General features: G+C 53.7%; 6 protein-coding genes and 1 pseudogene. 4 read left to right on the forward strand and 3 right to left on the reverse strand.

The window, feature by feature from the left end; genetic code table 11:
- The first annotated feature begins 514 nt into the window (after positions 1 to 514).
- The 3 genes from QVO43_RS03070 to pepD all read left to right on the forward strand — a co-directional run bounded on the left by QVO43_RS03070 (position 515) and on the right by pepD (position 4,421).
- Positions 515 to 1,726 (forward strand): hypothetical protein, encoded by a 1,212-nt coding sequence (locus QVO43_RS03070; RefSeq protein ID WP_022487133.1) that lies wholly within the window; start codon positions 515 to 517, stop codon positions 1,724 to 1,726.
- Positions 1,727 to 1,787: 61 nt separating this feature from the next.
- Positions 1,788 to 2,951 carry an amidohydrolase gene (locus tag QVO43_RS03075; RefSeq protein WP_288174430.1) on the forward strand — a complete coding sequence of 388 codons (1,164 nt, stop codon included), beginning with the start codon at positions 1,788 to 1,790 and terminating at the stop codon, positions 2,949 to 2,951.
- A 12-nt stretch (positions 2,952 to 2,963) separates the two neighbouring features.
- On the forward strand, positions 2,964 to 4,421 hold the full coding sequence (pepD, locus tag QVO43_RS03080) for a beta-Ala-His dipeptidase (RefSeq protein ID WP_022487135.1): 1,458 nt from the start codon (positions 2,964 to 2,966) through the stop codon (positions 4,419 to 4,421).
- Between the two features lie 112 nt (positions 4,422 to 4,533).
- Here the strand turns inward: pepD and arsB are convergent, their stop codons facing one another.
- The 3 genes and pseudogenes from arsB to QVO43_RS03095 all read right to left on the reverse strand — a co-directional run bounded on the left by arsB (position 4,534) and on the right by QVO43_RS03095 (position 6,118).
- Positions 4,534 to 5,565: an ACR3 family arsenite efflux transporter gene (gene arsB, locus QVO43_RS03085; RefSeq protein WP_022487136.1), complete on the reverse strand. Its 1,032-nt coding sequence runs from the start codon at positions 5,563 to 5,565 to the stop codon at positions 4,534 to 4,536.
- A gap of 26 nt (positions 5,566 to 5,591) precedes the next feature.
- Positions 5,592 to 5,732 (reverse strand): annotated as a pseudogene (locus QVO43_RS03090) (arsenic metallochaperone ArsD family protein); the annotation flags it as partial.
- A gap of 65 nt (positions 5,733 to 5,797) precedes the next feature.
- Positions 5,798 to 6,118, reverse strand: coding sequence for an ArsR/SmtB family transcription factor (locus QVO43_RS03095; protein WP_022487138.1), 321 nt, complete (start codon positions 6,116 to 6,118; stop codon positions 5,798 to 5,800).
- A gap of 233 nt (positions 6,119 to 6,351) precedes the next feature.
- Here QVO43_RS03095 and QVO43_RS03100 point away from each other — a divergent pair.
- The coding region (locus QVO43_RS03100; protein WP_288174432.1) for a fibronectin type III domain-containing protein at positions 6,352 to 6,923 on the forward strand (572 nt) is incomplete at its 3' end.

Genomic DNA, 6,923 nt, shown 5'->3' on the forward strand with positions numbered 1-6,923 from the left:
TTTTGTGTCAGCGGCGGATAGATACCAGATACGGAGGCATCTGCTTTTGAATTTGCGGCCCTTTGGGCGGCCGGGACGGGCTTGCCTGCGGTGAGCCCCTGCATCGTTGGGGTCATTGATTTCAACGGAAACCACAGGAACGGGATTGTCGATGGATCCGTTCCTGGGACCACTGGCTCTATAGCCCGACACCAACGTGGTAGAGGCGTGCCGGAGGCCCGCCCTTCCCGGCCGCCTATTTTTTTCATTCAAAATCTATAGCCTGCAAGGACATTGGAAAAACAATAAATCACCTTTTATTTTATATATTATAATTATATCTTATTAAGTGTAAATGCCACAGACAAATTAAAACAATATACCTCTTCAAGAAAACAACAGAATAAAAAACTTTACAAAACTCTTGAAAAACAGAACGAAAAGTAGTATAACAATACACGTTACTTCCCATAGCAGGGTAGAAGAGTAGGAATGCAGGGAAGAGAAATCTGTTGATTGAAGTGGGGTTGGTATTATGTGGTATTACAACTTCGCCCTGGCTTTTGTAGCTTGTGGTGTAGCTTACATTATCGGTGAACTGGTGTCACATTGGTCCAGGGCATGGGTGCCTTCCGTATTCGTTACGGCCTGTGTGATGCTGCTGGGGTATTGGACCATTTTCCCGAAAGAACTGGTCACCAATTCCGGATTGATGCCTTTTGGCAATACCATTGGCATTTTCCTGCTGCTGGTCCATATCGGTACCATTATCAGTCTGCAACAGCTGATCAAGCAGTGGAGAACCGTCATCATCTGCCTGTTCGGCCTGTTGGGCATGTGTGTCATCGGGTACTATGCAGGCTCCCTGATGATGGACCGGACCCTGGTCATCGCCGGGATTCCTCCTCTTACCGGGGGAATCGTTTCCACCACCATCATGCAGAAGGCAGCCTTGAAAGCCGGTCTTACGGAAGCTTCCGTATTTGCCGTGGCCACCTACTGCATCCAGGGCTTTGCCGGATATCCTTTGACAGCCTTCTGCCTTCACATGGAAGGGAAACGGCTGCTGAAGCAATTGCGGTCCGGTGAAGTGGTGCTGACTCCGGAACAGATCGAAGCCAACTCCCATGTGGGCATGTCCGCCATGGCCAGTGAAAAGGAACAGCGGAAAACCCTGCTGCCTCCGCTTCCCAAGATGATGAACACCCCTGTGATGATTATGACCAAGATGGGTCTGGTGGCCTGGCTGGCCATCATCATGGGGAAAGTCACTCCGGTGAACGGCGCTATCTGGGCACTGGTCCTCAGCGTGGCCTTTACCTACATCGGGTTCCTGGATCAGAATGCATTGACCCGGGCCGGCTCTTTCTGGATCACCACCTTTGCTCTGATGATGTTCGTGTTTGACGGACTGAAAAACTGCACTCCTGATATGCTTTCTTCTCTGATTGTTCCCATGATCATCCTGGTTGTGGTCGCTGTGGTGGGCATGGCGGTATTTGCTTATGTGATTTCCAAGCTTATGAAGGTTTCTTTCCCTCTGGCGTTTGCCAACGGTCTGACTGCATTGTACGGTTTCCCGGCAGATGCCCTGCTGACGGAAATGACCTGCAGCACCCTGGCTGCCAACAGCGAAGAACGAGGCTATCTGATGGCCAATATCTTTCCCAGCATGATCGTAGGGGGATTTACATCCGTGACCATTACTTCTGTAATGATCGCCGGATATTTTGCAACGCTGTTCTGATTGTCTGATTGATAGATGCATGTCCTGATGTATGAAAAATAAGGAGACGGTAAAGATGGATATGAAAACAGTTGCACAGAAATACAGTGATTATCAGGTTCAGATGAGACGGTATTTTCATCAGCATCCTGAACTCAGTGAAAAGGAATTCAATACCAGCAAGGTCATCAAGGAAGAGCTGGATAAGATCGGTGTATCCTGGGTTCCTTGCGGACTCCAGACCGGTATCCTGGCTACCATCAAAGGGGAAAAGCCCGGGAAGACCATCCTGCTCCGGGGCGATATTGATGCCCTGTCCGTTACGGAAGATACTGGTCTTCCTTTTACCAGCGAAAATACCGGTGTAATGCATGCCTGTGGTCATGACTGCCATATTTCCATGATGCTGACGGCTGCCCATATTCTCCAAGATATGAGAAAAGACTTGTGCGGCACGGTGAAACTGGCCTTCCAGCCGGCAGAAGAAGTGGCTACCGGTGCTCCTTCCATGATTGAACAGGGCGCCCTGGAAGGTGTGGACGGCTGCTTTGCCATCCATGTGTGGTTCGATGTGGATGCCGGCCATGTTTGCTGTGACGCAGGTCCCCGGATGGGCGGCGCCAACAAGTTCACCATTGACATCAAAGGCCGGGGCGGCCATGCAGCCACGCCTCAGGAATGCATTGATGCGGCAGTGGTCCAGGCCGCAGTGATCAGCAACCTGCAGACCCTGGTCAGCCGGAACTTCTCTCCCATGGATCCGGTCGTGGTTACGGTGGGTGAAGTCACCGCAGGGGAACGGTGGAACGTAGTGGCGGAAAACGCCCATCTGGCCGGTACCAGCCGCTGCTTCAGCAAGGAAATCAATGCCCAGCTGCCCAAGCTGATCGACCGGGTGGCCAGTGAAACGGCTGCCGCTTTTGGAGCCAAGGCAACCACCAAGAATATTGTCCTGTGCCCGCCGGTAATCAATGACCAGCATATGGCTCAGGTGGTCCAGGGCGCAGCCCGGGAAGTCATCGGATCCGATGCGCCGGTTTCCGAACCGGGGACCATGGGCGGCGAAGATTTCGCCTTCTTCATGGACAAAGTCCCTGGTGCCGTAGCACTGCTGGGTATCCGGAATCCCAAGTGCGGGGCTATCTATCCTCAGCATTCCTGCCATTATACGGTAGATGAAAGTGCTCTCTTGGGCGGTGCCATGCTGTATGCCAAGACGGCCATGGACTTTAATGCCGGGAAATAAGGAGGTTCGGCCATGCTCAATCTGTCTGATGAGGAAATCATTGAGGGAATCCTGAAAGAGTTCGCCGGTCTGGCTGCTCATCCCCGGAAGTCCGGCCATGAAAAGGCCGTCAGCGATTATCTGGCGTCCCGGCTCCGTGCGTTGGGAGCCCAGGTCCATCAGGACAAGGTCAACAACATCATTGCAGACGTGCCGGCTTCCAAAGGCTGTGAAACGGTGCCCCGTACCATTCTCCAGGGCCATATGGATATGGTCTGTGTGGCAAAACCGGGGGTGGCGTATGATCCATTGAAAGATCCCATCCGGATGATCCGGGAAGGGAATATCCTTCGGGCAGATGGCACCAGCCTGGGAGCTGATGACGGCATTGCCGCCGCCACCTTCCTGTTCCTGCTCCAGCAGGATTTTGCCCATGGGCCCCTGCGTCTCATCTTTACGGTGGATGAAGAAGTCCATATGACCGGATCCATGAATCTGGATCCCCGTTGGCTCCAGGATGCTCAGTATGTGATCAACTGCGACAGTGAAGCCGCAGATCAGATCGTGGTGGCGTCCGCCGGCAGTGTCCATGTGGATTTCACCCGGAAGCTGACGAAAGAAGACAATCCCTATGACGGGGCACTGGAAATTGCTGCCAATGGGTTTGTGGGCGGCCATTCCGGGGAAACCATCAACAAAGGGAAGAGCAATGCCATCAAGGCACTGGCCATGGCACTGGAACGGATGGAACAGGCGGGGATTCCATACCGTCTGGACGATCTTTCCGGGGGAGCGGCAGCCAATGCCATTCCGTCCCAGGCCCGGGCCCTGATTGCCCTGCCGGCGGACAAAATGGAACAGGCCGGCAGACTGGTGGCCGAAGAAAAGGCCAGCCAGCAGGCTGTTTATGGGGATGTGGAAAAGACGTTGGATCTTACGGCCCAGAAAGTGGAAAATCCCCGTCAGGTATGGTCTGAAGAAGATACGGCCCAGGTGACGGATCTTCTGGTGCTGCTCCATACGGGAGTCTTTGCCATGAACCAGCAGATGGCGGAACTTCCGGATCTTTCGGCCAATATGGGGACTGTCAAAGTACAGGATGGATCACTGGATCTGGAATACTTTCCCCGTTCTTCTTCCAATGAAAGACTGGAGGAATTTGTCCGGACCATGCCGGTCTTTGCCAAAGTCACCGGTTTTGCCGTAAAAGTGGGGACTATTTTCTCGGCCTGGACGGAAAATCGGAACAGTGTCCTGCGGCCGGCCATGGAACGGGTACACGAAGAAGTCATGGGACGGAAACCCAAGATTGTGGCCATGCACGGAGGCTTGGAAACCGGTTTCTTCTACAAGGCCAATCCCAAACTGGATCTGGTCAGCGTGGGCCCCAATACCCACGCCATCCACAGCGCCGATGAATCGGTGGAACTGGAAAGTACTGCCAAGGTGGCCCGGATCATCGCCGGGACATTGACGGAATTGACGAAATAAAAAAGGGGCTGCTGCGTTCGCAACAGCCCCCTCTTCAGGTCTCGAGACTCGAGACCGAGCCGCTACGCGGCTTATGAGGCCGGGGTGTTGCACATAACGTGCAGCATCCCCCTTATTTTCTATTGGCTATCTTCACCAGGCTCAGCATCACCGGCACTTCCGTCAGGACACCGACGGTGGTGGCCAGGGCGGCGGGGCTGGTGACTCCGAACAGGGCGATGGCTACGGCTACGGCCAGTTCGAAGAAGTTGGAGGCTCCGATCATCCCTGCGGGAGCGGCGATGCTGTGTGGCAGGTGGAGCAGATTGCTGGCACCGTAGGCAATGGCAAAGATCAGATAGGTCTGGAGCACCAGGGGAATGGCAATCAGCAGGATATGGAAGGGATTGGAGAGAATCACCTGGGCTTGGGAACTGAAGATGATGCACAGGGTCAGCAGCAGGCCCCAGGTGGTGGCCTGATCAAATTTGTGGACAAAGACCTTGTTGAAATAGGTTTCCCCTTTCCGGCGGATCACTGTGATCCGGGTCAGGATCCCTCCCGCCAGGGGAATCACCACAAACAGGAAGATGCTCAGGAACAGCACACTGTAGGGCACCGTTACATGGGATACGCCAAGCAGATATTTGACAATGGGCACGAAGGCCACCAGGATGATCAGATCATTGGTAGCCACCTGGACCACCGTATAGGCCGGATCTCCCTTGGTCAGAGTACTCCAGACAAAGACCATGGCAGTGCAGGGAGCGGCCCCCAGGAGTACGGCTCCTGCCAGATACTGGGTAGCCAGGTCCCGGGGAATGAAAGCCTGGAACACCTGATAAAAGAAGAAGGCGGCCAGGCCGTACATGGTAAAGGGTTTGATCAGCCAGTTGGTGACCCAGGTGACAAAAAGTCCCTTGGGATGCCGGCCCACTTCCCGGATGCTCTGGAAATCCACCTTCATCATCATGGGGTAGATCATGATCCAGATCAGGATGGCAATGGGAATGGAAATCCCGTCAATCTGCATCCGGTCCAGGAACCGGGGAACCGCCGGCAGGAAATGGCCCACCAGTACACCGGCCGCCATACAAAGGAAAACCCACAGGGAAAGATACCGCTGGAACGTGCTGATGCCCATCTTGTTTTCCATTTGGCTCATAGTGTTTCCAACCCCTTTCCTTTTTACCGCTCTACTGGGATGCCGTGTTTTTCCAGGGTGTCCAGTACGGCGGAAATCCGCAGCAGTTCCGGATCGATGGAGGGACCGCAAAGTCCTGTAGGGCAGCATATGGCCTGTTCAAAAATCTGTACCTGTTTTCTTTCCATAATAGCTTCCTCCCCAAAAATAAATTTATAGATTGAAATTTATCAATTCATTAACGCAAAAAATTTTACGGGCATCTGGGACAGCTGCAGTCCGCCGGCTTGAAGGACGGGGTTTCCCGGAACAGTTCCCGGATCAGGGCTTCCAGTTCCCGGGCAGTTTCCCGGTTCAGGGTATAGTAGACCCATTTGCCTTCTTTCCGGCCAGTGACCAGCTCTGCGTCGCACAGGATCTTCATATGATGGGAAAGGGTGGGCTGGGACAGATGGAGATTTTCCAGCAGCACGCAGGCGCACCGCTCTCCGCCCTGGAGCAGTTCCAGGATGTGGAGCCGGTTTTCATCGCCCAGGGCCTTGAACAAACGGGCTTTAAAAGCAAGATTTTCCATCTGACAGCCTCCTTTCATATTGATAAATTTAAATCTGTTATCTGCAGTATAGAGCTTTTCTTCAGAAGTGTCAAGATGCAGGAAGAGGATACTGCTTCCTTGTTGCTTTTTATTCTTTTGGTCAGTATACTGTTTTCGTATAAAATCCCATGACCATAAAGTATTTGTATTGTGGCGGCCATTCTTTTATGCTATAGACAGGCAAGTACAAAACTAAAGGAGTGAAAAGTGCGGTGAAGAAGAACGTTTCCATAAAAAAGAGCCGGATCCTTATGGGGTTCCTGGCGCTGGCGGTGGCCCTGGTGGCCGGAGTCTGGCATTTTTCTCCCTGGTTCCGGACCTGGGCCCTGGGAAAAGTGGACCAGGCCCGGGGAGCGGCCATCCATTATGATCTGCTGGACCAGGTGGAGGCCCGAAATATCCGGCAGGTGATGACGGCGGATCCCTCCCGGAGCCGGGTGATCCAGTGGCAGTCGGATTATCCGGTGAAAGAAGAACCGGTGTTGGAATACCGGAAGGCCGGAGAAAGTTCCCTGACAGCCGCTTCGGTGACGGAAGAAAAATTCACGGACGGAGGCAAGGACACCTGGATCTATACGGCCCGGCTGGAACAGCTGGAACCGGGACAGGCCTATGAGTACCGGATCCGGGCGGGAAAGAAGGCCACGGAGTGGATGCCTCTGAAAGCCTTTGCCGGCAATACCTTCAAGGCCCTGATCTTCCCGGATTCCCAGTCGGCGGATTACAGCGTGTGGAAGGCTGCCGCCCAGCCTTCCTGGCAGCGGAACCCGGACGCCAGTTTCTT

The organism is Acidaminococcus sp. CAG:542 (assembly GCF_000437815.1).
Taxonomy (GTDB): domain Bacteria; phylum Bacillota; class Negativicutes; order Acidaminococcales; family Acidaminococcaceae; genus Acidaminococcus.